The following is a 25,334-nucleotide window of genomic DNA, read 5'->3' as shown; positions in this document are numbered from 1 at the left end:
TTAATTTTGGTGATACTGAGTTATTGACGGTATAACATTCAAATCCAATAAAAAAACGCCCTTGGGAGGACGTTTAAAATTTGTATTTTTGGCCTTCGTAGACGACTGTCTTCTGCGCCAAGTCAACCGACATCTGGCCGGATGCGATACGAGCAATATGCCACCACCACCGCTGCGGCGGTTTCTCTGCAAAGATGCTATCGGCGTCCCCGTACTCTGCAATAAGCCCGGACACTTCTACCGCCCTACTCAGGTATTCTTGATCGAGTTGATTCACCTGCTGCCGTTCCTCTGGAGAAAGCGAAGCTGTATGCAGATAATCACGACTCTGCAGGGAAACTTGCAATTCAAACACACTTAGCAGTTGCCCAGCTGCTGCTTCTTCGTAGTTTTCAATTTCAGTCTGCACCTTCCTCGACCTCCTTGACGGTTCCCATATATGTGTTTCCTTTATCGATCGTTAAGTAATTCCGGTAATCGCTTGGCTTATCCAAAGGAAAGGCGGTCTCCATCATGCCGTCCTGTCCGAGGATTGCAATCCACTTATCACCATCGCCAAATACATAATAATCCTGTTCAAAGCCTTCCTGTCGGTACCGATAAACTTGGCTGGACGGATCAGTGATTAACTGCGTGATCTTTCCATCATATTCTTGCATTGTCCAATCTGGTGGTACGTGCTTCCGCTTGATTCGTTTCGCCAGATGTGATTCTGCGAGTCCTGGCCGCTTCCATACTGGCCCATTTAATGTGAATTGATCCTTTACCATTATAACATTCCTGCCATACGTTTTAATCGCCTCAACGTTCTTTGGCAAGAGTGTTTCCTTGTTTATTACGTTGGCCTTGCGGAAAAGTTCCTGCAGATCCTTGTATGCCTGACCACCTCTTGCTTTCATACTGGCGAATGTACGAAGATCCGGTGTATCGTTTGGCAGCAGGGCCTTGTATCGCATCCATTGCTTCCTGGTCTCGTTCTTTCGAGCCTTATCCCTCTGGATCTCATTATACCGTCGGATATTCGCTTCAGTCCGGTTGTCGATGAAAGGTCGGTTCGATGCGACAAGCATCCGCTCCACCTCATCCGGCGATTGATACTCCTCGATCCAAGCGCTGATAGAATGAACACAATGCGCATGATATGGCGGGCGAATCTCCAGTTTCGGGAAGCGCGAATCATTGCCACTGACGCTGTACACGCGGCCCTGGTATTTTGCACAATATTCACAGGTTATCCCCACGGAGTTCACATAGACCAGATCAAGGCCGTTTTGAACGATAGTGTTCTCGGCTCCGGTAACGTGTGCTTTGCGAAGGTTGTACTGAACAACCCCGTTCATATACTTATCCGCCGGGATCCGTGCGCCGTTCTTGGCTATAATACCTGTGATGCCTTGCTCGGTCATCTTGGCGACGGCTTCTTTGGTCGCCTCGCGCCGGCTAATCCCTTCGGTAAGCATCCGCTCCATCGCCGTTCTGACAACCTCCTCCACCCGGCGTTTCGCGTCCTGAGACATGTTATCGGTTGCCTCAAGGATCCGGATAAAGGTGTCGTCCATGATCGCTTGAACAGCTTGCTGATGAATGATGGGTTCCAGTACGGTATTGACTTGATTCTCCACCATCCCTTGAGTCATCATGCTGCTCGATGCTTCGCGGGAACCCGCTTTATATGCCTCGGCCAACAGTTCAGACACACTTTGAGCAGATCCGTCTGTCAATTCGGAAAGGATCTCATCGATCTGCTTCAGCAGCCGCTCTTTCCTCCGCTGCGTGTAGCTACCAAGCTCTAAGGACCGGATCAGTTGGATCAGCCGTTCCCCAGCCTGTGTATAAAGAGCAATGAGTTTATCAGCATCAGCCATTAGCTACCACCCAAGTTCACTCGCGGAGGCTGCGTGTAGGTCGGATTCATCGAGTCAGCCGTCTGCTCGTCCTGAATCTTCTGGATCTCGGCCGTGATTGCATCTTCCGACCAGTCCGGATGCATCCTGCGGACTGTGGTTTCAAGCGACTGGACGCCGCCGGAATACTTCTCGATTTCTTCCGTATCCTTCTCGCTGTTTGCCTTCGGCAGCAGTTCCCCCCACTCAACCACAGGATCGTTAACTTCAAGATTTTGATTCCCGATCGCATTTTCGAGGATCATGCACTTCCTTATGGCTGCTTTAATAGCTGCATCGAACTTTGACTGAATCGCCTCGGCCTTAATGACCGATTGAATCCAAAGATAAAGCAGCGCAACCCCGGAGTCACCTTTGCCATCTTCCAGGCCAGCTGCTTGGGGAGAGGTTTTACTTATAGCCAGCATGTACTTGATCAAACGTGCAACGTGTTCAAAGCTTTGCTGTGTCTTGGCATCCCAAGTGATATACATAGGCACCGCTCCGTTGTTCTCATTGTAGCTGACCACCTCAAGGTCAGCGTTACGAACGAAGCGCCCTCCATAATGCTTGTTGTTGTCGTTGGCTACGGTATCCCAGAGACCTTTCGGAATAGCCAGCTTCGGCTTCCCATGCTTCTCAAAAACAACGCTGTCTCGGGTGATGGTCCAGTTGATTTCTTCCTGCAGGCCATCAATGTTCCGGAGTGCGGACCGTCCACGGGGATGTAACAATGTGTCCTCATTGGTAATCGCACCGCATAGCAATTCGTTTACTCCCGGAAGCTCCGCATCCTCTGGAATGTCCAACATATATTCAGCAGCGTACTCATTAATATCGACCTGATCAGTAACCTTGTCACCCTCCATCTTAAAGACCAGTTGCTCAATGGTCAGACCATTTGCATCAATCCGCTGCCGCTCAACCCTCAGGAAACGATCTTTCCGGCTATCTTCACCCCATTCTTCGATCCAAGCGATATCAGCACCGCGATCATCGTCATGAGGGAAGTAACGATCCCCTAGAATCCACTCGAACCATACTACACCGGAACCATCCCGTCGGATCCGGTAGGCGACCATTCCGTCAACCTGAGTCTGTACTACAGCAGACCAAACCTTCTCATTCGGCTTACTGGCTGATACGACAGAGGACACGAATTCCAGCTCCGGCCCTTCCTCCGTATCGGCTGAAATGTTCCCGAGCGACCGGTTCAGGAGATCCGCCGGCACCTCAGCGACAAGGCTGCTAAAGTTGGCCACAATGTATTGGCGATCCGCACTGAACACCTTCTCGACCTGCCGCCAGGACCGCACACCGACACGCCGACGGACCAACCGGTGCTCCTTCGTTACCGACTGAGCCCTTGGGAAGATCTCTGCATGCTCGCCCTCGTATAGATGTCGGTAATACATCATCATTCCGATTTCCTGATCGTATGGGGGCGGTGGGAAACTCTTCTTGGTATAAACAATTGTCAGGTTCATCACCTTCTTTCAAAGCAAATAAAAAAGCCACTCGAGTGAGCAGCCGTATTTCATAGTATTCGTTTTACTTCGTTCCAAAGGTCGTCACAGAGATGTGGACTGAACATTTTCTGTTCAATATTGATCACATCAACGAAACGGTCATATTCTTGCAGGATTTCAATCATCTGGCCGATGGAGAGAAGCGGCAGGAAGTCCTTCGGATCGTAGTCAGCATATCCTTCGTTAAGCCAATTATCATGTTCGACATGGAATTCCTTTTTAAGGTTGAAATCATACACGATGTCGTGCGTTTTAGGCTTCCACCATTCCCGCAGGCACCCTTTCTGCTCGTCTGTCAGTTCGTTCAGGTACTTGACTGTTATCCGCTGTTTCAAAACGGATCCACTCCTTCCCTAGATTATACCAGATCACCAACCCGCTGGCCGTTGATTGCTGTATACCATTTCCGGACGTCGCAGTGGCTCAGCAGCATACCGTAACGCAGCCATCGCATCGTCCATGAAGTTGACCGGCTCATCCAAGTACAGCCCCGTCTTCTTGTCCTTCTTCCACGACCACTGTTGAATCTCCTTAATCGTGTTCACGCAATCCGGGTGAATGTGGATCTTACGTTGCTTCAAATAGTCGATTTGAGCCTGGACGCTGCCTGGCTCCTTCACTACGGCCGTCGCACTGTATCCGGCATTCTGCCACATCTGGATACGATCCGGCTCCGCCGAGTCACAATACATCGATAGGTACTTGCTCAACCCCTTACGATCGGCAATATCGATGATCTGATCCGTCGGCAGCTCATGCACATAAATTTCGTCGCAAATAAAAAACTCACCATCTTTAACACCGACGGTGAGAATCGCATTCGCATGGTTGAATCCAAAGTCCTGCCCATGATGCATACTGTCGAACATTTCGAACGACGTATCAAAATCATGTATGGAGAAATTTTTGAAGATTAGGCCGCCAAGCTCGCCCCATTCGCCCTCCCCGTATATCGCATAGCCTTCCGGATCCTCGATTTTCCGCCGCTCCATCCGGCGGTAATAGGCCGGGTCAATGAAGCGATTAGTTCGGTAGGTGGAATGATGCGTCAGTACGTCCGGGCTCTCCCGATCGAAATACTTCCGTTTAATCCAGTGCTGTGCAGAGACTGGGTTAAACGTGAATGTTATCTGATAATACAGATTCGGATTCAGCAGGATACCCCGCAGCCGGTCATCCAAGATGTCGACGTCCGACTCTTGCAACTCCGTAGCTTCCTCCACCCAAATCCAGACCAACTTACCATGAGCGAAGTTGATGGACTTGACCTTTTCACGGTCACGCACATCGTTCATGCCACGAAAGATAACTTCATTCCCAGTGACCCTACTACGGATCGTCAGTGGTGACCTAAGCACTTCCCAGTATTCGTCCGCCCGCTCTCCGTAAATCCGGTTCATCGCGCCAGTAAGTTCAGCGAAGGTACTGTTCCGGTTGGTTTCGTTTACCTTACGGACACAAAGAAGATTCGCACCAGCATACTTCGGATCACCAAGCTTTAGTATGTAGTCCTGGGCAATGTTGACTGATTTACCTGAACCCGCACTGCCGCGAAGCGCCCGGTAACGCCTCTTGGATCGATTGACCGCCTTAAAGTGAGCATTAAATTGAACCTTAACCACAGCTGCAGCACTCATGATGCATCATCCTCTTCGTCATCACCGTAATCGACAATGATATGAAGAGGCTTCTTGTCATCCGCTCCACCAGCTTTTTCAATCTCGTGCTGAAGCTTCTTCACCCGCAATTGTCGCTCTTCATCTTCCATTTCATACTTCAGCTTAATGGCTTTCAGCTTCTTCTCCTGGACTCTAGTCAGGGCTTCTTCCAAAGCGAGTATGTCATCGATTTGTCGATACGTCTTTTCTTCAATCTCAGACTCCACCAGCTCGTGTTTTGTTATAGGAACCGCCTTGGTCTGTCCCGACTTTTCATCATATACCGCCATAACCTCTTTCATCGCTTTCAGCTCATACAGGACCCTTCGCTCTTTCTCCGTCAACCCTTCAGTCAGACGTTTGATCCGAATCAACATCCGTCGCTCTCGAATCTCAAATTTCATAATCGCTTCACTTGCCTGATGAAGTGGATCCGTATCGATCTGTTCAAGCAGCTCGCGTTCCTCATCTTCCAGCGCATCGAGCCATATCGTTTCATACTCACCCGTGGTGACAGCCTTCTTATTTCCATGTGTCCCTCCGGGGCCGCCCTTATTGCCTACAGCTCGTTTATTGCCTGCAGGAGCTCCGCTGCTATTGCCAACGGCATTTTTGTTCCCTTTGGGAGCACCGCGTTTAGTAACGTTACCTTTCGATTCATTGGTAACGTTACTATTCAAATCGGCAGCCCACTTGTCCTGGGACTTCCACTTTCGGACTAGCGTCTCCCCAATAGAAAGAGCGGCGGCGATGTCTTTAAGCTTCATCGTCCCGCCGCTCTTTAGCCACATCTTTTTTGCCTTGTCCCGCTCGGGACTTCTTTCTCTAGCCATGTTACACCATCACCACCCCCACAATTTAACAAAAGGTATTTGCAACCGATAATAGATTTATACATAAAAATTTTAAGGTGGTTTGTTAATGTCTATTCAGCTAATAGCAATAATAGTTATCGGTTTATTACTACTATCCTACTTCATTCTCAATACTATCTTACTAGACAAAAAACTGAATGAACCTTTTATGCAGTCTATAGCATCAAATATCCCGAGCAACATTATTCAAATTCAAAAAATGTATAATGCTTACAAACATATGCCAACTGAAACTTTAACTTTAATCAAACTCAAGTTGAAGTCTTACGATTTTTCTAATTCCTTGATAGTTCAAATTATTGAATTAATGAATAAACTAATAATTACAGTTGCTGCGACTCTCTTAGGAATTGCAGTTACAGTATCAATCTCTATGATTACATTTCTACAAAACAATTCTGAATTAAAAAAAGATTATCCTTCCTGGGTAACTTCTATTTCTGATGTTTTTGAAACAATTTCTGTTCTCATCAATAAATACACCGACTTTCTATTTATTTTACTTATCATCTTTATCATGGTTTCGACGCATACATTTTTTATGCATAGAAGAAAAGCAATGGTAGGTGAACATCTACTAATTATTGAACAAATAGAAAAGGAACGTTCTTAGAGCTCATCTCTCTGTAACTCAATATCTATTTCAATCAGCTTCTTTAGGTCGTCCACCGTCTTGATCTCGATTCGACCATCTTGAAAGTCCTTGACCCACTTGGCTATTCCAGCCTTGACGATCTTCCTGTATTGTTCCTTGCTCTCGAGGATACCTTCCATGACTTGAAGCTCGTGCTGCATAAGCAAATCTTTATTCTCAGGTGTTCCCATTGTCGTTCCCCTCGGCTTTCCGTTATGATGGAATGCGAGATAGCGGATGTCTGCAAAATGCCACGCGTGGCGGGCCGCTATCTCAGCCGGGGGATACCCTGGTCTAATGGGAGGACGTGTCAGCGTCCTCCTTTATTATGGACAAAGAAAAGACCGCCCCTTGGCGGTCTTTATCCTGCGTTCACAAATTGGATTATCCCAATAAGAACTAACAATAGATAAACAACAATTATAATTAAAAAACCTAAGTTCAAACCCTTCGAACCACCATGTGGTCTCTTCCCAACTTTCCTCTCCACTGAATCAAGTCGATCTTTAAGTTCTTGTATTTCTTTCTCTAGATCCATTCTAGCCTCCTTAAAGTGTTCTTCAACCCATATATATCCATTCAATAAATACGAACTATATCCTCTTTATATACTAAGGAAAGATACGAGAAATGAGGACTGGCTCTATGCCGGTAGCTTCCTTGTACCGTTTTTTAATGACGTCGCAGAACTTCGGATCAATCTCCATGGTACGGCAGGGCCGGTCCAGTTGGTCACAAGTCATCAAAGTAGACCCGCTTCCGCCGAAGAAATCCGCCACTGTGTTGCCTGGACGACTACTGTTCTTGATCGGTATGGCCAGCAACTCCAGCGGCTTTTGTGTCGGATGAACGTACTTGCCGACGTCACCTCGGGACACTTCCCAGACCGTGGATGGTTCAGGTTCCTCCAAAGGGAGCCCAGCGCGCCATACCGTTGTCTGTCGGCGGTCGCCGTACCAAGCTGGGGCCTTTCCTTTTATATGAGCGTAGAATACCGGCTCATGCTGCCAGCGGTACTGCGACCAACCGAATGAAGCTGCGTTCTTTACCCATACGCATTGACTCCGGATGACAATGCCTGCTGCGTTCATGGCGTCCTCGAACTGGCGTTGGTAAGACGATGGATGAAAGACGTATATAGCGGCCGTCGGTGCCATATGTTCTGCATACCTCTCGAATACGGAATGCAAAAAGCCCGCAAATTCCTCTGCGGGCATGTCGTCGTTCATTATTGTCCCCCGGCCGTCGGCGGCCAGACGGGAAGAATCACTTTCAACAGCCACGTTATATGGTGGGTCTGTAACCACCAGTGCAGCCAGTTCACCATCCATCAAGCAGCCTACATCCTCATTACTAGTTGAATCACCACACATCAATCGGTGAGGACCAAGTTGCCAAATATCTCCCCGTCGCGTTTCCGGCTCCCGGATGTCATCAAGCGCCACTTGAACGTCGAAATCATCCTCCACAACCAGCTCCTCAATCTCCGTATCCGGCATGGTACCGAACTCGGCCATCAGATCACTGAGCTCTTCCTCTTCAAAACCCGATAAAGCCAAATCCGCCCCGCTCATTTGCAGATCAGCCAATAGCCTGGCCAATGCCTCATCATCCCAGCGCCCGGATACCTTGTTCAAGGCAATGTTCAGAAGACGTTCCTGCTGATCGTCTAGGTCAACGACGCTAACAGCCAACTCCGTATGCCCTTGCTCATGTACCATGATCTTATACCGCTGATGCCCACCGACCATGTTACCGGTACGCTCGTTCCAAACGATCGGCTCCACATAACCGAATTCCTCAATACTACGCTTTAGCTTTTCATACTCCGGATCCCCCGGCTGTAAATCCACTCTCGGGTTGTAAGCTGCTGCGTTGATTTGTTCTATCGGCACGATTCTGATGTTCATTTCTATCACCTCAAAAGTTTTTTTGATATCGCAGCAACTGAATGGGGGGATGGAACGATTGTTACGGCACAACATTGAAAGGAGGAAAGAACAACCATGGCTGAAACAACATTCGCTATTATCATCATCATTATCGTTCTTGCACTCATCAACAAAAACTAATAAGGAGGCCCTAATTTATGCAACGAGAACCACCGAATTGAGTTGAGTTGGTTTCACGTATACAGGAACGACAAATAGGAGCACACGCCAATGCTGTGCCCCTCCTCTGCTGTTTTCCTGACTTGTTCCTCAATTAACCCGCAATCAATAACGGATGCCTTAAAACGGCTTGGGTTTCGTCCATAAAAGGCCAAAAGAAAAAGCACCCCGAAGGATGCATTTATGAAGAAAAATACTTGTTATCACGAAATGTTATAACGTTATTTTCCATTAATTCCGCGATAGCATAAGCAAAAAGCACTGAAGTAATGCCTAGCTTACGGAGTATTTCTTTTCGAGAGATACCTTCTATTCCTGCTCCTTTGACTGTTTGACGAATCTCATGTTGTACTTTGTGTTTATCTCCCCGTGACATTACTACTAAATTATTTCCAACTGCTGTCGATTCGTGGCTCAACTCATTACTCTTCTTCGCTATTTCCAGTTTATATAATGCCTCATCGAGTTTCTCTACAATCTGGTTATTTGCTTTGTTATGTTCTTTTGTTTTTTCTAGCAATTCGACGACTTCCGAAATTTCATTATGAACTTTCTTGTTTTGTAGAAGATTCATAAAATTATTTTCGTCTACAAAATCACTTGGAGCATAGAGAACTTTATGTTTAAACAATAAAACCAAGAAAAACAGTGCTACCAACCCGACTGGGAATAACATAACAAACCATATAAATATTCTCTGTATATCCAAAGGCAAACCCAAAAGAACTCCAGTTCCCGCAATTTCTGCAATACCCGCAAATATAGCTATTATTGTAAGTGGATTTTGAACCTTGCTCTTATTTGTCATAATTTTCAACTCCCAAAAACAATAATAACCGTATTTCCATATTGATACAATATATGATATTCTACTTTCTCTTTATACAATTGAGTCTACCACAATACTGCTTCGTCCCAGTCCATTCACCCCACACACATCGTTTACACTTATCCGGCTGTTTCGGCTTATATCGTGGTCGTTTTAGCTTATTACGTTTTCCGGCCATGTCGTCTTTCCTCCCGATTCCGTGGCGAGCTGCCCGCTGTCACTTTAACCAACCATTCAATCCATTTCATATAACATCGTGCTCCTTCGAGGAAATAAAAAAAGCCGCTCCAGGAAGGAACGACTTCGGATTATATATTCAGTTATTATCTGCAGAGAGATCCATTAGAGCATTGCGACCGTGCCGGCCGCTGCAAAAACGCTTTCGCTCTTTGCTATTAAAAGCATCTGTACTTAGTAACTAGAGAGTAAGAACAAGACCATTTTAACGAGTAAACAAAAATAGTGTCAAAGTATAGAATTGCCTTCTTTGTCACTAAAACCTCTCTTTTAAATATCCATCTCCAATTCTCTCTCTATTTCACACTTCGACAACAGCTCAAGAACTTTCTTCCATTTCAAAGTAATATTCTTGAACTAACTTATCATTATACTTAATAAGTTTTACTCCTTTGGGAGTAGCTTCATACTGAATAGAACTCTCATCATTAAAGCCAACAATAATTCTGTCTCTTCCAGCACCATAAATCCGTATATAGTCATCATCTATAGAAATATTATCGGTTGCTTGAAATTTAGTATAAATCACATATTCTTCATTGCCAGAATCATCTGAATTATAACTTCTCACCAATGACCTAAAATAAATTGTTTTCTTTTTAAAATTCAAGATATGTGCTCTAAACTCCAACTCAGAAATAATTTGATTCCCAAAGTCTACTCCATATTGCGCCAACTTAACCACCCTTTTCGACATTTTTTTAGTGTTACTTTAAATATACAGTTCGACACGTTTCCTTATTATTCCTCCTGCATCAAAAAAAGCGAGAAGAGTTACGCCTCGGTCATATGCCGCAATCATGCAGCCGTGCGTGTCATTCTCGCCTTTTTCTATGCTTACATCCTATCACGGGAAAACCGTCATGTGGTGTTCAACTTAAGGTCAAGTTACGTTCAGGTTGTGTTCAGTTTACGGTCAAATTCCGCTTAGTTTCATGGTTTACTTAATCGCTCTTTATAAAGCAGATGAGGGTTATTAAGCTAACGGGCAGAATAGTTAAAAACAAGTTAATAAAGTTAATCCAAGTGATAAACAATTCCATAGTTGCTATGTCTAATTAAGTGCAAATAAGTTGTTTGAGGGGGGGGGATCTAAAAATGAAGAAAATAATAATCACAAGAAGTTGTAATACATGATTATCCTGCTTCACCAATGCCCATAAGTACAATCCAAACAAGCGCAAGTCCTAACCAACTGCAGTTGGAGAATCTGCTTTGTGTGAACAACCGCCTAAAGTTTTGATTTGGTCTGGAGAGAGTTATCAAATTCAAAGTCCCGAAATCACCTTCGAACCCGTTAACGCGTTAGCAAGCATAAATAGTTGCGCCTGATTTGAACAAAATTGAATAAAAAGGAAAAATAAACCAAAAATATACGGAGTTGAATAAAGAATCGTATATTTTTTGGCTTATAATTTAGACAATTTTATTTCTTTTTACTCAATTCATAAGCTGCACCCGCAACAAAACCTACAAAAAACCCACCGGCAAGGGCGCCTACAATAACCCAACCGTTCCTATAATAAGGATGTACCTCTATTGTTCTCAACTGTTGTCCAATACTGATACCTTCTTTTGAAGTTACAAACTTTAATGTCTTTTCTGCCATCATAGACATAACATAAGAGACTAATTCCACGTCATTTTCTGTATCGGGAAGAATCAGAGCTTCTATTTCCTTATTAGCCCAAATCTCCATTTTTTCTTTTATTCCATCTGGAATTAAAGAAAAATACTCGTATAAGTCAACGTCATCATCAGTTCTCCACAAATTTTTGGCGGCTCTTGCCACCAACGTCCCTGCAACAAAACCTACAGCTGCACCAATAGCAGCGGCACTGGCTATAGCAATCCCCAAACCAGATCTAAAAGAAGGATCGTTTTCACCGTGAGCTCTCACTTCATTCAACAAACGTCTGCCTTCATCAGAATTCCCAAATTTTAGAATCATTTCACTAATTATTGAGTTTGTATATAACATCAATTCCTCTTGATTTTCTGGAGGAGAAACAGTTCTACTTTCCATTTCCTTCTGTACCCAAGTATAAATTTGATCTCTTATTTTTTCTGGAATTAGAGAAAAATACCAGAAAGGATCATCTAAATCTTTAGCGTCTTTAGCTATCCACCACCAAGGCTCAGGCTTATCCGGATACGAAGATGGACACCAAGGTGGAGTCCAAGGAACCATACTCCATGAATTATTATCAATGCTTTTCCCCGGTAATGTTGGCCAAAAAGGGCCCCACGGAATTTTAATTCCCCTTGCTTGATCAGGTGGTGATGGCATCAGCCATGGTAATGGAACCGTACACCACGGCAACGTTGGTGGCGGCCATGTAGGGGGCCAAGGAATTTGAATATCTCTTTGATAACTCCTTTCACTTTGGGGTCGACATGAAGGAGGCCACGGAAATAAACCTCCGCTTCTTTCTCCTGGGGGTCGACACGATGTACGCATATCTTTTGTATTTTGATCATCGGTCATATTTTATATGCTCCTTTACAATTTAAATAAACAAAATATAGTATGACTCAACTTTTTGTATATTATTAAATGAAGAATTTCCCAAGTTACGGAAATCCGGAAGCTGTTTCATAAGAATAAAAAACTGTCGATTCCTGATTTGACCATAGATTACCGGTATTTGACCTACCTCGGATGGATCAGCATCTTCACGGGTAAATTGTTCCTGGTGTACCCTTTAGACGGACAAATCGTATGAAAGGAAGTTTACCCCTACGAACATAAAAGGAGTCTGCTTTTTATGCAATAAGCATGAAGAGCTCGCGTTATTTGCCGCGGTATCCAAATCGATGCCGTCATTCTTCGCCGTATTATTACAAGGCGGTTGGTAATTACTTGTGCATGAACAGCCAGGAATGCAACAAGAACATCACGGATGTCACCGCGCTCGAAAGATATTCAAGACGTTTTGAAATAATGAAGAGAGCTGCTCCGTGAGCTCTTTTGATTTTCACGCCCTTACCGCATAACCATAGCCATCATATATGCATTCTGGCGAGAGTAGGAATTAAAATAACGGGAAATTTTAGTTCAATAAAAATAACGGCAAGCTAAGAATTTATTTCGCATCTTAGTTTGCCGCTTTTTGTTGCCTAGATCTTAAAACTCAACATTATCCTGATCAAAGAATCCCATTAGTTTCAACGTGTTAGCAATACTTTCAGTACCTTCAGCTAATTTCCGGCGAATTGTGCTGTCACTAAGACCGTACCTGAAGAACAGCAATGTCTCCTTATAAGAGTAGCCCTGCATGAACCTGTAATCGACTGCCTTCCTTTCATCATCGTCTTGAATCAAGCTGAATGCCCTGCGAAGCTGATGAGTATAAAACTGATATCTCTGATATACCCAACGCTGCTTTTCAATCAGAATCGTGGCGTTGGCCGTCTTATCGGCGTGTAAATCGTCCTGATCTATGCGGCGTGCTGCCTCGCCATCAATGGCCACTTGTTTTAGGTCCTGTTCGAACTTTTCAAAATCCTGCATGAGCATCGTCATCTCTTTATACTTTCCGAGCAGGAATTTTGTGCGCTGGATCTCCGCGTTATTTGCTTTTGGAAAGAGCTCACCTTGTCCCCATGCCATCGCCATTCCCCTCAATCCCCTTTATGATATAATAATTGAGAGGAATATATTACCGATTGACCCCCGCCCCGGCCAAGGATAGGGGGTCTCATTCATCCGTAATCACTCCTTATGGGTTAAATATTCCTGCCGAGGTGAAAATGATGAATGGTAAAAAATTTGTTATTATCATGGTTCTTATTTTGCTAGTAATATGCGCTTGCTCTTTAGTGATAGCACAACTCTTGAATTCACTTGGTCGCCCAGATTTATAAAAATCAGCCTTGCCTTCTCAATTTGCTGTCTCTTTTAACCGCCGACGTTTAAAGTCAAACCCCATGCGCTCCAACTTCCCTCGAACACCGAGCGCACTTTTTCCTAATACCACACCTATTGTTTCGTAACTGTATCCTTCCTGAGCCATACGCAGCAACGTCTGAACCTCATCCGGTGTATATTTGATCATGTTATTCAGGCGCACTGGCCGCATCTTAAGGTTTAGATCGTGGATCCGTCGTTTAATGGACGATTCTGATCGGTTAAACATGCAGGCTAATTCTGGGTAGGTGATTTCGGTCTTTAGGATTTGGGCGAGTCTCTGGTCTTCTGCAGGTGTCCAATCAACAGATTGCCATGTTTTCTGGGATGTTAATTGATCCGCTTTTCGTTTTACTTTGGCCCATTCAGGTTCAGGACCAATTGTCCCAGGTTCCATTTTTGCTAGATTCAGCAGCTCTTTATGTTCCTCAGCCCATTTCCAGAAGTCGGAGTATCCTATAACCAGCACCCTAGCGCTTTGCGCAAACAGTTTCTTTCTGGCAGGCATTCCATAACGATTGATCCAGTTTTTCATGGTAGAGTATTCTCGACCAAGCGCTTTGCCAAGCTGGCAAACCGTTATGCCGTCAAAGTTCATTCTGGCATCAGATAGCCCCATACGTTGGGCTTTAAGCTTTACGGCATTGACGCTTTTTCCGAGACGTGTCGCAATTCCCTTAATGCTTATCACGCCCCATTGGTCTTGAAGATAATCTGACTCTTCTTTCGTCCAATTAGGGATCTTTGCCACGTCTACACCCCCAATGACTGGAATTCTGCACCCTCGGTATCGTCGATCGTGACTGTAGACATCCCGTCCCATTTCTCACGGATTTCCGTGGCCTTTGATTTTACCGCGGCTGCTTGTTTCGGCTGCAGCACGATCCCCATCGCTTCTTCATAATGCTGAGCTGCCTTTGCGTAGGCTCTGCTGTGCATGTAGTTCATCCAATTCCAAAACTTATGATTGCTAAAGGTTTTCACCTTTTGAAATACTCGTCTGCGAGTCTGTTCATCCACCATTAATCCCTCCCCAACTTAAGAACTGACGTTCTGTTAAAACCATGTATTTAGGTACCCCGGTCTGCATAGACCGGGGTTATGACACTGCAATTATTAAGCGGCTCCGCCGTCCTTCATCATCTTGGTAACCATTTCCTTATACTTCTTCCACTTCGGCTGAATTTGGCTGGAAGGAATGCCAGCAATCTTAGAAATTTCAACCCATGTCTTCCCCTCATTCAGACGTTTTTCCAAGAACAACGGGAAATCCAATGGAATATCTTCAAAAGAAGGGCGTTCTTTCAGGATGAACTGTTCAAGCTCCTCTTTGCTGATCTCTTCATCGCTGGATGGCTGGCTGCTTTTAGATTCAGGGACGCCGCCTGCTGCAGACTCCTGATCTGATTCCTCGAAGGTCATCTCCTGTCCACCCGACTGCTCATGCTGTTCCTGCTGCATCCATTCAGGAAGATCAGAACCTTCTTGCTTCGAATCCTCACCCATGATTTCCTTTTCGTAATCATTCAGCTCGTCGCCATCTTTTGCCAGCGAAGGTTCACCTGCAGGATCCTCAGCTTGTCCATCACTTGATTCAGCGGATCCCTCTAATCCGGACTCATCGAGGTCCAACTCAGCCTGATTTTCATCCTTATGCTCATCCGGTTGTTCAACCGTTGTCACCACACCAGAGGCATCTGCAGTTACGCGACGGCCACCTTGGTAAAGCTTGTAGGCGTCGTCTTCATCCTCTTCGAAATCGAATGACATTTGCGGATCTCCTACAAAGATATTTACTTCGTTACCTTGACTGTTGCTTAGAAAATTCAGGTATGGTTGAGCAGCTTTCAACGGAATTAATAATTTCATTTCCACATCTGAACCTTTGATATTGATCCCTTTTTGTATTTCAGCAGTAAATTTCGCGTAGTTTTTAACCATCCCAATCACTTTCCCCTCGTAAGATATTTAAGATAATTCCTTAATCTTGATCTCGATGCGCGGTTTGCCGCTGTATTTCTTTTGGGTAAACACTTCAACGACTTGGCTGTCGTCTTTCCAGATGACACCTTTCAGGGCATCCTTTACGCCCTTTAGATAATTGTCCACATCCGGTTTGGTGATCGGCCTTATTTCCCCGGCCTCAGCTGCAGCTGCCTTCTTCTTGCTGAAACTTTTTGGGATCGATCGGTAAACGGTGAGCATCATTCCGACAGGCCCCTCTAATAAACTTTTTGGCGCATGCTGTGCTGCAGCGAGCCGAACATAATCCTTGTAATCCCGAGACTTAGCAGGATCATACATTTTAACGAATCCGCCTGCTGTGGATGCCCTTGGCCTTCCCTGCGCGACGGGCTCGCCGTACACGGTGAACTGGATCATATGGCGTCGCCTCCTTTCTCGATTCCCCGGTGAGTACGAATATCTCTCCTATCTGCCTGCCGTCATTATCGTAGATGATTTCCCACGGAGCCTCTTGGAAGAACGGATCAATACGAGCTTCACTGCGCAAGTTTTTCGCCTCCGATCCTGATAGCAAGCTCAAATTCTTTAATGCCCTCGTCAATCTCAGAAGACTCCATGTCTGAAAACTCTAAAAGCAGCTCCTGACGATCAGGAACACTGCCAGTGTGCATGAACCGATGCCTTAAGTACTCGAACACGCTCCATTTGCTCCATGGACTCCCCATCATCCTTCCTCCATTCACGCCCATTGGCGCTTATGCATATTGACCACCTTGTTCTGTTTTGGTGGCTTTGGTGGTTTTGGACCGGGATCCGAATGAATCCGGTCATAATTAACGAATTTATTAAACTGTTTCAGGAACACCAGCTCCACAGTTCCCACAGGGCCGTTCCGTTGTTTGGCGATAATGATTTCAATGATGTTCTTCTTCTCGGATTCCTTATCGTAGTAATCATCCCGGTATAAGAAGGCCACGATGTCAGCATCCTGCTCGATTGATCCAGATTCCCGAAGGTCACTCATCATCGGTCGCTTGTCCTGACGCTGCTCCACTCCCCGGCTGAGCTGAGAAAGTGCAATGATCGGAACATCCAACTCTTTAGCCAACTGCTTTAATGTCCGGGAGATCTCCGATACCTCCTGCTGCCGGTTCTCCGGCCCGCGACCCTTACCGCGGCTTGAGATCAGCTGCAGATAGTCGATCACGATCAGGCCGAGACCTTCCTGCTTCTTAAGGCGCCGACATTTCGATTGGATATCATGCACCGTGATTCCAGCCGAGTCATCAATCACAATATTGGTCCCGCCAAGTATCCCGGCAGCATTCGCCATCTTGGTCCAGTCCTCAGTAGCCATATCGCCCATTCGGAGTTTACTTGCTTCCAAATTCCCTTCAGAGCTGACCATTCGTGTCACTAACTGAGCAGCCGACATTTCCAAACTGAATATCGCTACGGGATCTCTACTCAGAAGTGCTACATTCTGCGCAATGTTGAGAGCAAAAGCTGTCTTTCCGACAGATGGCCGGGCAGCGACAATGATTAAATCACTTCGTTGTAGACCAGCAGTGATTGAATCCAAATATGTGTATCCAGTTTGAAGACCTGTAACCTTACCTGTCTTAAACGCCTCTGATTTATCTTCTGTCGTCTCGATGACTTCCACCAGTACGTCATTAATTCGCTTGAAGTCCTGTTTAGGAGCTGCTTGATCTGCCAGCGTTGTCGCAACCTGCTGGGCTGATGTGACCAGGCGTTGAATATCCTCACCCGCCACGGCAGCCTGTATCCCGGCCATACTCGACCGGATATACTCACGCAACATGAACTTGTTTTGTACTGATGTGACGTAGGATTCTATATTTGCTGTCGTTGGTACCGAATGTGCCAGCTTTGATAAGTAACTAATGCCGCCTATATCCTCAAGCTCTTTCTGATCCTGCAGACGCGAAGCCAAAGTCACCAAGTCAATCGGCTGCCCTTCTTCGGCCAGTTCCAACATTCGGCTAAAGATGATCTGATGCTCTGCACGATAAAAGGCGTTCGGAACCAGTGCTTCTACGTACTCGTACACATCCGGGTTGATCAAGATAGCGCCGAGCACCGAGCACTCAGCAGCCAAATCATGCGGCATCTCGGGTAGAATCATGTCAGACACGTCTGAGTTTTGCATATATAGCCTCTTTCCAACCTGGCGGCGGCGGGCACGCTTCTTCTCGAGCACGGGCACGTTCAGCGAAATACTCTTGCGTGAAGGACTTCATGCGGTCTCGCTCGATCTGTTCCCCCAAGCTGCCTCGGATCTCTGACATGCCGGGTGGCCATTTGTTTGTCTTGATGTGTTGCTCAACATTATGCAAAGCTGCGTCAAACGGAAAATCTTTGAGATATTTCAAGTGACGATCAATTTCTTCGTCACTGTCGTTAAAATGTGGGTACTCTTGCTTGATTTCGATGAAAAGGTCGATTACCTCAGCTCTGTTCACGCTGTCGTTCCTCCCTTGCTCGTCTTCGTAAGTTTTCAAGCGCCTGCTGCTGCTTGCTCAATCGTTTCGGTTGCTCTGGCGCTCCCTGGGCGACTTCAGTCATCGGCGGACTGATAGTTTGGGAGTTCTGCCAAGCTTCGTGAATTCCGTCCACGTAGTACAAAAAGCTGGTCGGGTATTTAAAGCTTTCTCCCTCCCGTTCACGCTTTGCCTGAAGCAGGCCCTCCATAGTTCGGATGGTAAAGGGTACCGGCATCCCCCCGGCGACCATCTTACCCATGGCTTCGCGCTCTTTTTGTCTAACATGGAAATCAAGCTTGTTATTCAACTTGCAATAAGCGTTTAAAATGGCAATCATTCCGTCTATCTGAGGATCAGCATCTTCCTCAATCCAATCCTCAGTAGTAGGAGTAGTAGTAATAAGATCTTTAAGATCTTTTAGATCAGACATATTTGTCCGATCACTATCCGAAAATGACGTCTGATCGGACATTTTTGTCTGATCAGTTTGTTTGTGATCAGACATATTTGTCTTATCACCGTCGATGTGATCGGACATTTCTGTCTGTTCACTTCCGGGTGATCGGACATTTTTGTCCGTTCTCTTTTTGGAGTTTCTGACCCAGAGTATTAAGCCTCTTGGAGCCCTGGTCACTCGTATGTATTGATGATTCTCTAAGGTGTCCAACCAGCGGCTTACAGTTTTTTCGTTGACTCCGAACCTTTCGGATATCTCAGACAACTTCATAGGCTTGTTCCCAAAGACGATGCCCCAGACCGTTCCTTCTTCTTCTCTCTCCGCCGTCGTGGAGCTTACGCACCAGAGGAAAAGCCATATCGCGCTGCCTATTCTTTTGTAATGTTCTGGCTCGAGTAATCCGGAGTATATCGGAAAAGGGTAACTGCCTTCGGGCATTTGCTCATCCCCTTAAATTGCTATCAATCCCGCACGATTTTAATAAAGGTTCCATTTACTCCCTTGCCCTGAGCGCCTGTCTGCAGCCCGTCCGTAAGGGAATCAATCATTGTGGCGATCATTGGACCGTATCCTTCAGGCTTGAAGTCAAACCCGATCAATGATCCTAATGTAAAGGCGACAGAAGTATAGAAATGGCCGTGCTGATCAATACCCGCCTTCTTCGCTTCCTCGTTTTTTCAGAAAGAAAGTCCACGATCTCCTTCGTACGCTGGTTTAATTCTTCCTGTGTCATTACTTTCATATCGCACGCTCCTTCATCATTCTTTCTTTCCATTCCTTATCCCCGAGGCATCGGCCTGGCGTTACCTCAAAGTGCCGGCGTCCGAGAACATAGGAGACAAACTTACCTGATGACCGCTCGTAGTACATTCCGTTTAAAACCGTCTGTGCATCTTGCTCTTCGAACAGATCCAACTGTATGGGTTCACTCACACTTTACGCCCCCTGTCGTCCCTCAAAAACACAAACGGGTATTTGACTTTTAACACGGTCCATCCGGGATATCCCCGGGCGAAGTAGGCCCGGGTCTCCCTTTTGAACTCATCCGGATCGGATGAAATCAGCTTCCAGATCCGATTGCCCATCATGCTGCGTAGCATCGGTTGGCCAAACTCATCGTTCATGCGACGAGAACTTCAACGCTGCCATCACTGTTGTCAAAGCGAATGATTTGATCAAAAGCAGCCTGTGCGTCCTCAATGTGCGTGATTACCAAGACCTTTTTAAAGCGTCCGGCTACCGATTTGATTGATTCCAATACCAAAGCGCGATGTTCAGCGTCCTGACTCCCTAATCCCTCATCAATTGTGAGCCATTCGACTTTACTGCCAGCTCGTTGAGCAAGGAGTTCTGCAAGGGCGAAACGGATGGCATAATCGATGCGAAGTTGCTCGCCACCGGAAAAAGTTTCATAAGGCCGTTCTGCAGACCAATCGCCAATGATAATATCCAACGTCTCTGATAGACCAGCACGGGTTTTAAGTTCCTTCTGCGTCTCAAAGCGGATGTAATGCTTCCCTTTACTCATCTGACCAAGAATCTCATTGGCAATACGTTCAAGCTGTGGAACGGCGTTCTCAATGATTAAGGCCGGAATACCGTCTCGACCAAACGCCTTAATTAGTGCCTGATAACGGGTCCAACGTAGCGCCTTTGGTTCAAGGTCCGTGGCTACCCGGTCCCGTTCTTGCTGATCTGCCTCGAGTGCAGTAAGCACTGCCTTAATGCCGCCAATTTGTTCGGCCAGCGCTGCGAGCTGCCGGCGACGGTTTTGCAATACGTTCTGCAATTGGTCCAGCTCACGCTTCAATGCATCATACTCGAGCGTGTCAATAACCAAACTGTTTTTTTCGTTCTCTAATTCTTCCTTCCGGGCTTGCTTGCTAGCGATATCACCGTCGATGGCGGCGATTCGTTCTTGCGCGTTCGCTGCAGCCTCCCGAGAAGCCCCGATCTCGTCCTTAAGCTTCGCCCAGCGCTGCAGTTCATCTGCACGAGCCGCCAATTCCGGCAGTGGTGCCAGTGCGGCTTCAAGGGTGGCCGCCTGTTGTTTCAAGTCATTCCGCCGCGCTTGCCCTGTCTCCATACGAGCCTGCTTCTCGCCAAGTTGCTGTTCCAACTGCTGCAGCAACTCATCTTTGCCAGAAAGCTCGGCATAGGCCGTTGCTGCGTCTCTCAGCTTGTCAACCATTACCTTGCATTCCCGGTGCGCCGCCGGATCATAGCTAATTTCCTGTTGTTCAGTTTGTTTCGCAGCAATACCTGCTACAAGCCGTTCTAATTCCGACCGGTCGAACTCTGCCAGTTTGTGCTGCAAATCCGGAAGCTCCGCGACGGCCTCAGCGGCAGCCTGCTGGAACCTACAGGTTGGTAAACAACCGCTATTATGGATGTGTGCTTCTTGTTGCTCCAGTGCAGTAATCTTGTCTGTTAGACGTTGTTCTTCAAGCTTCAGCCGGGATTCTTCTTTAGTTTGCTGGGTTTCAAGGCTCCGAATTTCTGCATCCAGCAAAGTCCACTTGTCGGTTTGCGTTTCAAACGCACGCAGGCGCTGTGACTCCAGATCATACTCCTCCGCTTGTTGATGGAGAGCTTCACGACCTGCAAGTTGCTTCTTAAGTTCCATCATTCGGTCACTTAATGTGATCATGGACTCTCCCAACTGGTTAAGGTCCGCCTGGGCAGCGTCCAAATCGCGCTGTAGGCGATCCTTCTCCGCACCTCGCGCCTCGAGTACGGTGATCTGTTGCTTGACCTGATCCAACTCGGCGGCCTTGGCCAAGATGCCTGCCTCGTTCGCAAGAATCTTCTCGGCGCGCTCAAGGCGTTCGTGATGGTTAGATCGTTCCTTTTGCAACGTGCCAATCTCGTCATCAATCGTCGATAGGTCCCGATCAATTTGCAGTATGCGGGAACGTTTTACCTCGAGCACGGCGAGTTGTGCTTCGCTTTCCCGAACCACCCGCTCGTCTCCAGACACCAAAGACTGAATTGCGACGTGCTGGTCCTCTACCGTCTGCAGCTCCTTCACCTTCTCAAGTCTTCCATCAAGGCGCTCATCTAGCGTCAGAAGCTTGTCCTTTGCTTTCTCGATTTCGATATGGAGCAAAGCAGCCCGCTGCCGGGCACGCTCCTGCAATTGTTCATAGACATTAAGTCCGAGAATTTGGGATAAAATTTCTTTCCGTTTGCCTGCCGTAGCGCCAGTAAAGGCGTTAGCCTGGCCTTGAAGAATCATGGAACTGGATGTGAACGTCTCGTCGTCCAAGTTGAGCAAAGCGCGGATTTTGGCCGTTGTGTCGTCAATTTTCTCAGCCGAGCGACTTTCCCAGGCTCCGTTAACCCGCTGCTGTAACTCAAGCGTAGATTTGCCTTTACCCTTTGTACTCCGCGTCCGGATGACCCGGTATACACTGCTTTGATGCTCAAAATGAAACTCGACAGACATTTCTTGGGCTCCCCTGCGAACAAGGTCGTCCAGGCTGATGCCCTTGATTACGTCACCGAAGAGTGCGAAGCGCGGACCCAAGGTAAATGCTGATGATTTGCCTGCGCCGTTACGACCGGCAATCGCAGCTAACGTTACCGCTGACAAATCAATGTCGGCGAACTCAATGGCTCTGAAATTTCGAATGATTAGTCGTAATGGGATCATATGTTGCCCTCCTAATCGCAATAGCTACGATTGCAATGAGGGCACCCGGTAACCAGTTCTTTACCTGCTTTTTCAATTGTTATGCCGGTGGTACGATTGCAATCTGGAGAGTCGGCAGCTACACGAATTCTCCTGCCATTTTCATATTTCCAACCGATAGGCTGGTAAATATTTTGATTACAGTTCCAACAACGTCCAGTGTTTGGTGCGAAGTGAGGTGCTTCGTGCTCTTCGCAATATTTCTTCTGAGCCTCGATACTCTCATTTGTGTTGTACATTTAAAATGTTCCCTCCATTAGTTCAGTCGTCATTGCCTGCAGCTCACTAATCTCTGTCGTTTCATACTCCTGGTTGTTTCCCCAAGCAGCCAATGCTGTCAATGGATTCAACCCTTCGGTTACTTCGGTATCACGGATTCGTTCTGATCGTTCAACCTCCGCCCGAATCTCGGCCACGAAGAACGCCCCAGCATCATACAGAGCCTTCTCCAATGTGCGCCTATCAAACCGCTTCTGTAGTTCCTCGCTGCAGGTGTATCGGACTCGAATGATTGTGTCTTGGATGTTGGCAAAGTCGTCCACTTGACCGTCAAGCCAAGCAGCCACATCCATGTCACACCAATCAATCGTTTTAAATCGCCGAGCTGGAGTCTCAATAAAATGCGATTTGATGCCCGGGACGGGTCCTGAAAGAGTGACGCCGTCGAGATCGTGTATCCAAAATCCCGGAGTCGTGCGTTCATCACCGAAGTTATGCCGATCCGGAGCACCGCTGTAATAAACATTGCTGCCAGCGAGCTGCGGCCTATGAATGTGACCTAGACAAACGAGATCAAACATCTTTGCTGCCCTGTCCGTCAGGATCGGTTCGTTTTGAAGTAAAGCATCTTCGAACCCGGTGTCAGCCAGATCGAAGGTTAGATGACTCATCAGGATATTGGGCTGCTTATTACTACATTGAGATCGAAGTCTGCCACATTCCTCAGCAATCCATTCCGTCATACGCTGATGGAACTCATGTGGTGGTAAACCTGCAAACTCTTTCTCGGTAGCGAAGGAACTACGGTTCATACCAGGGAGGCACGTTACATTAACTCCTCTGACTTGATGGACCCCAGGGTCCGTAAAAACATTGACACGTGGAATCTGCATTTCTGAAATGAGATGGTATGCGCTAATCGCATCATGACTCGGTGTCCCGCTGATGATCACAACTTCAATGCCGGCATTTGATAACTTGCGAATCCAGGACACAAAGGCTCTGATTTCAGCCGTCGCACGGTCGATATAGACCCGGGCATCCTTGAAGGCATCGCCAGCGAATAACACCAGTTCACATCCTTCTGCTATTATGCGATCCGCAGCCCAATCCATCGTCCGAGTAATATCTTCGAATCTAGATTCCGGTGTGGGGCCCGGATAACCGAACCCCCAATGACTATCTGCAATATGAGCAATTTTCATCGCAAATCCTCCGGTAGATCATCGAAGTTAATTTCTTCTTGATCGCCGCCTCCACCAAACTCCAGGTAATCGCCAACCGTTTTCCAATCAGCTTCAGACTGAATGTCCTGAACAACCTTCTTAACCGGTCGCCCAAGAGCCGTGCTGGCTTCTTCAGCTAAGCCATTCCAATCAAGTCCTTGGCTTTTCATTAATGAGAGTACGCGGTTTTTTGAAGCATTGCTGGTTGATCCACCAGAGCGCGAACTACTTTGTGAAGAACGGGAGCTACTGCTTTGACGGGTTTGTCTTGGTGGAGGAGTGCTTCTTCCTTCGGGATCGCCGTCTGGATCCTCTCCTTGTAAATATGCTTCGAGTTCATCCTGTGTTTGAGCAAAAATGCCACTTGACCGAGTAGCGGATAGAACAGCATCCACGAGAGCGCGTTTCTTAGCCATCTTAAGCACCGTATTCCAAATGGAATGCATGTCGTCATTTTCCATCCGATATTGCACATACTTGCCGTATTGTCCGCTGCGTTCTTTCGAAACCAAGTCTTCCTTGCTAACTCCCTTGGGAACGTCCTTTTCAGATACCCAGCGCCAACGGTAACGACTTTCATACGTGTTCGCATGGCCAACACCTTCAGCGATAATCGAACCGGTCCCTCGATGAAGCAATCGAATCGTCACGTCCACTGCGTAGTACCCTGTTTCGTGAACTTTATCCTCAACCTTTGATGCAATTGTCGGGGCCAAATTATAGAACTCACACAGCCCCTCAGCTCCAGCTTTATATAATGTTGGCTTATCAGTGCCAGGGATGATGCCATAGTCGACACCATCCTGCATCACTTCGCGAAAAAACTCTTTGGTCAGATTTAGCTTTTGTTTCATAGCATCCAGCTTTCTTCGGAGATCTGTGGCACTTCCGAATTCAAGATCAACGATGGCCCCCCCTCCGGTGTTTCCACCGGAGTGAGAGGGCATGACTGTCAAGTTAGTTTCATCCAATTAAGCCACCCCCTGAAGGAGCCCAGCAGCTGCTTGAAGCGCCCGAAGCTCGTCTTTCAATTTACCCAACCTCACCGCCGCATTTTTCAAATTCAGTTCGGCTTCAGAGAGGTTTCCACGCTCATCAACTGTGTTCGCCCGCATCTGAGCAGCACGGATTTCAGCGTTTTTTCCTTCAATAACATTGCTGAGTAACAAATCATCTTCCTTTTGTTGAAGCATTTCTTTAGCGGTTACTACATTGCTATTTGCCTCCAACACTTCATCCTCAGCTGCTGCGATTTCTGCTGGTAATGCCAACAATCTATTTGCGATCTCTTGTTTTTTCATGCGATTTCCTCCTCAACGGATTGTTTGATTTCGTGATTTAAGATTGCTTGTTGATCCGGAGTCTCTGGATAGCGAATGCCATCCAGGAACGACCTAATTTTGAATTCCACCTCAGCCAATTGCTCCGGATCGGCATGTAGTTGAAATGAACCTGTTTGCTGCCGAATAGTCAGTACGGGTGGAGAATATTGTGTAGCCGGCTGAATCTCCACATCGATTGTCCGACCAGATACATCAGCCGAAAAGGCAGTTGACAATTGAATCACTCCCTCTTGTGTTTATTGCCCTCATCTGCTAAT

General features: G+C 46.6%; 31 protein-coding genes. 1 reads left to right on the top strand and 30 read right to left on the bottom strand.

The annotated features are described in order from the left end of the window. Positions 1 to 73 precede the first annotated feature (73 nt). The 6 genes from MKY48_RS08635 to MKY48_RS08610 form a co-directional block, all read right to left on the bottom strand. The gene (locus MKY48_RS08635) at positions 74 to 409 is read right to left on the bottom strand and encodes a hypothetical protein (RefSeq protein WP_339292724.1); all 336 of its coding nucleotides are present in this window, start codon (positions 407 to 409) and stop codon (positions 74 to 76) included. After that, a complete protein-coding gene (locus MKY48_RS08630) occupies positions 399 to 1,865 on the bottom strand; it encodes a phage minor capsid protein (RefSeq protein WP_339292723.1) in 1,467 nt (488 codons plus the stop codon). The genes MKY48_RS08635 and MKY48_RS08630 overlap by 11 nt, the downstream gene beginning before the upstream one ends. Then, the gene (locus MKY48_RS08625) at positions 1,865 to 3,301 is read right to left on the bottom strand and encodes a hypothetical protein (protein WP_339292722.1); all 1,437 of its coding nucleotides are present in this window, start codon (positions 3,299 to 3,301) and stop codon (positions 1,865 to 1,867) included. The genes MKY48_RS08630 and MKY48_RS08625 overlap by 1 nt, the downstream gene beginning before the upstream one ends. A 119-nt stretch (positions 3,302 to 3,420) precedes the next feature. Next, positions 3,421 to 3,747 (bottom strand): hypothetical protein, encoded by a 327-nt coding sequence (locus MKY48_RS08620; protein ID WP_339292721.1) that lies wholly within the window; start codon positions 3,745 to 3,747, stop codon positions 3,421 to 3,423. Between the two features lie 33 nt (positions 3,748 to 3,780). Beyond that, entirely contained in the window at positions 3,781 to 5,049 is a 1,269-nt protein-coding gene (locus tag MKY48_RS08615; protein WP_339292720.1) for a PBSX family phage terminase large subunit, read from the bottom strand. Then, complete coding sequence (locus tag MKY48_RS08610; RefSeq protein WP_339292719.1) at positions 5,046 to 5,903, bottom strand: phage terminase small subunit-related protein; 858 nt, start codon at positions 5,901 to 5,903, stop codon at positions 5,046 to 5,048. Before MKY48_RS08610 ends, MKY48_RS08615 begins: the two co-directional genes overlap by 4 nt. 88 nt (positions 5,904 to 5,991) lie before the next feature. On the opposite strand from MKY48_RS08610, the gene MKY48_RS08605 reads away from it, so the two are divergent. After that, the gene (locus tag MKY48_RS08605) at positions 5,992 to 6,558 is read left to right on the top strand and encodes a hypothetical protein (protein ID WP_339292718.1); all 567 of its coding nucleotides are present in this window, start codon (positions 5,992 to 5,994) and stop codon (positions 6,556 to 6,558) included. Here the strand turns inward: MKY48_RS08605 and MKY48_RS08600 are convergent. From MKY48_RS08600 to MKY48_RS08485, 24 genes are all read right to left on the bottom strand, one after another. Continuing rightward, a complete protein-coding gene (locus MKY48_RS08600; protein ID WP_339292717.1) occupies positions 6,555 to 6,770 on the bottom strand; it encodes a hypothetical protein in 216 nt (71 codons plus the stop codon). The genes MKY48_RS08605 and MKY48_RS08600 overlap by 4 nt on opposite strands. A 170-nt stretch (positions 6,771 to 6,940) precedes the next feature. Further along, the gene (locus MKY48_RS08595; protein WP_339292716.1) at positions 6,941 to 7,117 is read right to left on the bottom strand and encodes a hypothetical protein; all 177 of its coding nucleotides are present in this window, start codon (positions 7,115 to 7,117) and stop codon (positions 6,941 to 6,943) included. Between the two features lie 73 nt (positions 7,118 to 7,190). Further along, positions 7,191 to 8,489, bottom strand: coding sequence for a site-specific DNA-methyltransferase (locus tag MKY48_RS08590; protein ID WP_339292715.1), 1,299 nt, complete (start codon positions 8,487 to 8,489; stop codon positions 7,191 to 7,193). A gap of 382 nt (positions 8,490 to 8,871) precedes the next feature. Then, positions 8,872 to 9,498, bottom strand: a complete 627-nt coding sequence (locus MKY48_RS08585) for a hypothetical protein (protein WP_339292714.1) — start codon at positions 9,496 to 9,498, stop codon at positions 8,872 to 8,874. Between the two features lie 577 nt (positions 9,499 to 10,075). Further along, entirely contained in the window at positions 10,076 to 10,432 is a 357-nt protein-coding gene (locus tag MKY48_RS08580; RefSeq protein ID WP_339292713.1) for a hypothetical protein, read from the bottom strand. 750 nt (positions 10,433 to 11,182) lie between these two features. Then, the gene (locus MKY48_RS08575) at positions 11,183 to 12,244 is read right to left on the bottom strand and encodes a hypothetical protein (protein WP_339292712.1); all 1,062 of its coding nucleotides are present in this window, start codon (positions 12,242 to 12,244) and stop codon (positions 11,183 to 11,185) included. Positions 12,245 to 12,883: 639 nt separating this feature from the next. Continuing rightward, positions 12,884 to 13,375, bottom strand: a complete 492-nt coding sequence (locus MKY48_RS08570) for a hypothetical protein (RefSeq protein ID WP_339292711.1) — start codon at positions 13,373 to 13,375, stop codon at positions 12,884 to 12,886. A gap of 265 nt (positions 13,376 to 13,640) precedes the next feature. Continuing rightward, positions 13,641 to 14,417 (bottom strand): hypothetical protein, encoded by a 777-nt coding sequence (locus MKY48_RS08565; protein ID WP_339292710.1) that lies wholly within the window; start codon positions 14,415 to 14,417, stop codon positions 13,641 to 13,643. A 2-nt stretch (positions 14,418 to 14,419) separates the two neighbouring features. Continuing rightward, complete coding sequence (locus tag MKY48_RS08560; protein ID WP_339292709.1) at positions 14,420 to 14,686, bottom strand: hypothetical protein; 267 nt, start codon at positions 14,684 to 14,686, stop codon at positions 14,420 to 14,422. A gap of 96 nt (positions 14,687 to 14,782) precedes the next feature. Next, positions 14,783 to 15,436, bottom strand: coding sequence for a hypothetical protein (locus MKY48_RS08555; RefSeq protein ID WP_339292708.1), 654 nt, complete (start codon positions 15,434 to 15,436; stop codon positions 14,783 to 14,785). Between the two features lie 198 nt (positions 15,437 to 15,634). Continuing rightward, positions 15,635 to 16,048: a RusA family crossover junction endodeoxyribonuclease gene (locus MKY48_RS08550; RefSeq protein WP_339292707.1), complete on the bottom strand. Its 414-nt coding sequence runs from the start codon at positions 16,046 to 16,048 to the stop codon at positions 15,635 to 15,637. A 119-nt stretch (positions 16,049 to 16,167) separates the two neighbouring features. Then, on the bottom strand, positions 16,168 to 16,356 hold the full coding sequence (locus MKY48_RS08545) for a hypothetical protein (protein WP_339292706.1): 189 nt from the start codon (positions 16,354 to 16,356) through the stop codon (positions 16,168 to 16,170). A gap of 14 nt (positions 16,357 to 16,370) precedes the next feature. Next, complete coding sequence (dnaB, locus tag MKY48_RS08540) at positions 16,371 to 17,804, bottom strand: replicative DNA helicase (protein WP_339292705.1); 1,434 nt, start codon at positions 17,802 to 17,804, stop codon at positions 16,371 to 16,373. Continuing rightward, a complete protein-coding gene (locus tag MKY48_RS08535) occupies positions 17,782 to 18,117 on the bottom strand; it encodes a replicative helicase loader/inhibitor (RefSeq protein WP_339292704.1) in 336 nt (111 codons plus the stop codon). The genes dnaB and MKY48_RS08535 overlap by 23 nt, the downstream gene beginning before the upstream one ends. After that, a complete protein-coding gene (locus tag MKY48_RS08530; protein WP_339292703.1) occupies positions 18,104 to 19,033 on the bottom strand; it encodes a MarR family transcriptional regulator in 930 nt (309 codons plus the stop codon). The genes MKY48_RS08535 and MKY48_RS08530 overlap by 14 nt, the downstream gene beginning before the upstream one ends. A gap of 166 nt (positions 19,034 to 19,199) precedes the next feature. Beyond that, on the bottom strand, positions 19,200 to 19,337 hold the full coding sequence (locus MKY48_RS08525; protein WP_339292702.1) for a hypothetical protein: 138 nt from the start codon (positions 19,335 to 19,337) through the stop codon (positions 19,200 to 19,202). Beyond that, positions 19,334 to 19,528: a hypothetical protein gene (locus tag MKY48_RS08520; RefSeq protein ID WP_339292701.1), complete on the bottom strand. Its 195-nt coding sequence runs from the start codon at positions 19,526 to 19,528 to the stop codon at positions 19,334 to 19,336. Before MKY48_RS08520 ends, MKY48_RS08525 begins: the two co-directional genes overlap by 4 nt. After that, a complete protein-coding gene (locus tag MKY48_RS08515; protein ID WP_339292700.1) occupies positions 19,525 to 19,719 on the bottom strand; it encodes a hypothetical protein in 195 nt (64 codons plus the stop codon). Before MKY48_RS08515 ends, MKY48_RS08520 begins: the two co-directional genes overlap by 4 nt. Next, on the bottom strand, positions 19,716 to 22,250 hold the full coding sequence (locus tag MKY48_RS08510) for an SMC family ATPase (RefSeq protein ID WP_339292699.1): 2,535 nt from the start codon (positions 22,248 to 22,250) through the stop codon (positions 19,716 to 19,718). Before MKY48_RS08510 ends, MKY48_RS08515 begins: the two co-directional genes overlap by 4 nt. Positions 22,251 to 22,261: 11 nt before the next feature. Further along, positions 22,262 to 22,528, bottom strand: a complete 267-nt coding sequence (locus MKY48_RS08505) for a hypothetical protein (protein WP_339292698.1) — start codon at positions 22,526 to 22,528, stop codon at positions 22,262 to 22,264. Next, entirely contained in the window at positions 22,529 to 23,713 is a 1,185-nt protein-coding gene (locus tag MKY48_RS08500; RefSeq protein WP_339292697.1) for a metallophosphoesterase, read from the bottom strand. It lies immediately after the preceding gene. Continuing rightward, entirely contained in the window at positions 23,710 to 24,705 is a 996-nt protein-coding gene (locus MKY48_RS08495; protein WP_339292696.1) for a hypothetical protein, read from the bottom strand. Before MKY48_RS08495 ends, MKY48_RS08500 begins: the two co-directional genes overlap by 4 nt. Continuing rightward, entirely contained in the window at positions 24,706 to 25,035 is a 330-nt protein-coding gene (locus MKY48_RS08490; RefSeq protein WP_339292695.1) for a hypothetical protein, read from the bottom strand. It abuts the gene before it with no gap. Then, positions 25,032 to 25,301 (bottom strand): hypothetical protein, encoded by a 270-nt coding sequence (locus tag MKY48_RS08485; protein ID WP_339271672.1) that lies wholly within the window; start codon positions 25,299 to 25,301, stop codon positions 25,032 to 25,034. The genes MKY48_RS08490 and MKY48_RS08485 overlap by 4 nt, the downstream gene beginning before the upstream one ends. Positions 25,302 to 25,334 lie beyond the last annotated feature (33 nt).

Origin of the sequence: Paenibacillus sp. FSL W8-0187, assembly GCF_037969755.1 — a bacterium.
Lineage (GTDB): Bacteria > Bacillota > Bacilli > Paenibacillales > Paenibacillaceae > Paenibacillus_AQ.
This window is presented reverse-complemented; position numbering and strand designations above follow the sequence as displayed.

Excerpts from the sequence above, each read along its gene's own strand:
- MKY48_RS08630 (WP_339292723.1), bottom strand. The coding sequence starts at position 1,865 with ATGGCTGATGCTGATAAACTCATTGCTCTTTATACACAGGCTGGGGAA.
- MKY48_RS08625 (WP_339292722.1), bottom strand. The coding sequence starts at position 3,301 with ATGATGTATTACCGACATCTATACGAGGGCGAGCATGCAGAGATCTTC.
- MKY48_RS08615 (WP_339292720.1), bottom strand. The coding sequence starts at position 5,049 with ATGAGTGCTGCAGCTGTGGTTAAGGTTCAATTTAATGCTCACTTTAAG.
- MKY48_RS08610 (WP_339292719.1), bottom strand. The coding sequence starts at position 5,903 with ATGGCTAGAGAAAGAAGTCCCGAGCGGGACAAGGCAAAAAAGATGTGG.
- MKY48_RS08605 (WP_339292718.1), top strand. The coding sequence starts at position 5,992 with ATGTCTATTCAGCTAATAGCAATAATAGTTATCGGTTTATTACTACTA.
- MKY48_RS08600 (WP_339292717.1), bottom strand. The coding sequence starts at position 6,770 with ATGGGAACACCTGAGAATAAAGATTTGCTTATGCAGCACGAGCTTCAA.
- MKY48_RS08595 (WP_339292716.1), bottom strand. The coding sequence starts at position 7,117 with ATGGATCTAGAGAAAGAAATACAAGAACTTAAAGATCGACTTGATTCA.
- MKY48_RS08590 (WP_339292715.1), bottom strand. The coding sequence starts at position 8,489 with ATGAACATCAGAATCGTGCCGATAGAACAAATCAACGCAGCAGCTTAC.
- MKY48_RS08585 (WP_339292714.1), bottom strand. The coding sequence starts at position 9,498 with ATGACAAATAAGAGCAAGGTTCAAAATCCACTTACAATAATAGCTATA.
- MKY48_RS08575 (WP_339292712.1), bottom strand. The coding sequence starts at position 12,244 with ATGACCGATGATCAAAATACAAAAGATATGCGTACATCGTGTCGACCC.
- MKY48_RS08570 (WP_339292711.1), bottom strand. The coding sequence starts at position 13,375 with ATGGCGATGGCATGGGGACAAGGTGAGCTCTTTCCAAAAGCAAATAAC.
- MKY48_RS08555 (WP_339292708.1), bottom strand. The coding sequence starts at position 15,436 with ATGTCATTCGATTTCGAAGAGGATGAAGACGACGCCTACAAGCTTTAC.
- MKY48_RS08550 (WP_339292707.1), bottom strand. The coding sequence starts at position 16,048 with ATGATCCAGTTCACCGTGTACGGCGAGCCCGTCGCGCAGGGAAGGCCA.
- MKY48_RS08545 (WP_339292706.1), bottom strand. The coding sequence starts at position 16,356 with ATGGGGAGTCCATGGAGCAAATGGAGCGTGTTCGAGTACTTAAGGCAT.
- dnaB (WP_339292705.1), bottom strand. The coding sequence starts at position 17,804 with ATGCAAAACTCAGACGTGTCTGACATGATTCTACCCGAGATGCCGCAT.
- MKY48_RS08530 (WP_339292703.1), bottom strand. The coding sequence starts at position 19,033 with ATGCCCGAAGGCAGTTACCCTTTTCCGATATACTCCGGATTACTCGAG.
- MKY48_RS08525 (WP_339292702.1), bottom strand. The coding sequence starts at position 19,337 with ATGAAAGTAATGACACAGGAAGAATTAAACCAGCGTACGAAGGAGATC.
- MKY48_RS08515 (WP_339292700.1), bottom strand. The coding sequence starts at position 19,719 with ATGAACGATGAGTTTGGCCAACCGATGCTACGCAGCATGATGGGCAAT.
- MKY48_RS08510 (WP_339292699.1), bottom strand. The coding sequence starts at position 22,250 with ATGATCCCATTACGACTAATCATTCGAAATTTCAGAGCCATTGAGTTC.
- MKY48_RS08505 (WP_339292698.1), bottom strand. The coding sequence starts at position 22,528 with ATGTACAACACAAATGAGAGTATCGAGGCTCAGAAGAAATATTGCGAA.
- MKY48_RS08500 (WP_339292697.1), bottom strand. The coding sequence starts at position 23,713 with ATGAAAATTGCTCATATTGCAGATAGTCATTGGGGGTTCGGTTATCCG.
- MKY48_RS08490 (WP_339292695.1), bottom strand. The coding sequence starts at position 25,035 with ATGAAAAAACAAGAGATCGCAAATAGATTGTTGGCATTACCAGCAGAA.